Here is a 1,665-nt window from a genome sequence, read left to right on the forward strand (position 1 = left end):
GGCGGCAATGCGAGCGGCACCGGCGCGCCCGCCGCGCCATTGCCGCCATAGCTCATGCCGCCGGCCGCGCCGGTGCCGCTCGCATTGCCGCCGGTCGCGACGCCGCCCGTGCCGCCATAAGCGACGCCGCCATTGCTGTTGCCGGCGTTGGTGGCGCGGTTGCCGATGTCCTGCACCGTGTTATTGTTGACCGAGCCGGTCAGCGTGGTGGTGGCGTCGGCGCTCGACTGGTTGTAGGCATTGCTGAGGGTGGACGTGGCGGCGCCGCCGTTGTTGGCCGCTACGCTGCCGAGCGCGGCGGCGCCGGCGGCGCCGCTGCTGTTGTTGTTATTGTTCTTGTTGCTGCTGTCCTGGACTGCACTGGCATTGTCGGTAGCGTGCGCTCCGGCGCCGGACTGCGTGGTGGCGGTCTGTGCATAGGCCTGTGCGCTGAAAGCCAGCGCGATAGCGGCTCCGATCAGTGATTTGTTCATGGTTACTCCTGCCTGAAGAATGAATTGAAGGTGAATGTGTTTGCGCATGGAGACCTCGCTCCCGCCCATACGGCTTTTGCAACCTTGGTGCCAGCACCGGCAAGGCTTTGATATCAAAAGAGAAGCTGGCCGGCGGCGGGTACGCGGCGGCGGATTTGCGGCATAAAACGTCACACCGCTGCGACAACGCGGGCGGCCGCCGCCCCGTTATTCACTCTCCACAGCCGTGTAACGATCCTGTGACGGCGCACTGATCCCATGCTTGGCCAACAGGCGGTAGAGCGTCATGCGCGAGACGCCGAGGTCACGCGCGGCCAGCGTGATGTTGCGTCCCGCGCGTAACAGGCTGGCGTCGATGGCGTCGCGTTCGGCGCGGATGCGGGCGTCGTCCAGCTGCAACGGCGCGCGCGCCGGCGCGGCGGTCGCCAGGCCGAGATCCTGCGGCTGGATCAGGCGTCCCTCGGCCATCACCATGGCGCGCCGCACGCGGTTGATCAACTCGCGCACATTGCCGGGCCAGTCGTGCTCGCGGATCGCCTGCGCGGCGCGGCTGCTGATGCCTTTCAGGCGCGGCGCGCGCTCGCTGGAAAACGTGTGGAAAAAATGTTCGGCCAGCGGCAGCAGGTCTTCCTTGCGCTCGCGCAGCGGCGGCACATCCAGCGCCAGCACATTCAGGCGATAGTACAAATCCTCGCGGAACGCGCCGCGCTGCACCGCCTGCGGCAAGTTCACGTGCGAGGCGGCGATCACGCGCGCATCGACCGCGATGCTGCGCGTGCCGCCGACGCGGTAGATGGTCTTCTCCTGCAGGAAGCGCAGCAGGTTGGCCTGCAGTTCCAGCGGCAGGTCGCCGATTTCATCGAGGAAGATGGAGCCGCCCTGCGCACTTTCGATCAGGCCGCGCTTGTCGCGCGCGGCGCCGGTAAAGGCGCCGCGCTCGTGGCCGAACAGTTCGGACTGGATCAGTTGCGCCGGAATCGCGCCGCAGTTGATCGGCACAAACGGCCCCTTGCAGCGCGGCGAACGCGCGTGCACGGCCTGCGCCGCCAGTTCCTTGCCGCTGCCGCTCTCGCCCCAGATCAGCACCGGCGCGCTGGCCGCCGCCACCTTGACGATCTGCCGCTGCAGGCGCGTGATGGCGGCGCTCTGGCCGGTCAGCGTGGCGTCGTCAGCGGCGCGCGGCGCGGCGGCG

1 protein-coding gene and 1 pseudogene are annotated in these 1,665 nt (G+C 68.3%); both read right to left on the minus strand.

The features are described 5' to 3' along the window. Positions 1-473: pseudogene (locus tag GTP55_RS29115) on the minus strand (hypothetical protein); the annotation flags it as partial. A gap of 207 nt (positions 474-680) precedes the next feature. Further along, positions 681-1,665 (minus strand): sigma-54 interaction domain-containing protein (locus GTP55_RS29120; protein ID WP_161048251.1); only part of this gene is annotated, 985 nt, incomplete at its 5' end.

This window comes from Duganella margarita, assembly GCF_009857535.1.
Taxonomy (GTDB): domain Bacteria; phylum Pseudomonadota; class Gammaproteobacteria; order Burkholderiales; family Burkholderiaceae_D; genus Rugamonas; species Rugamonas margarita.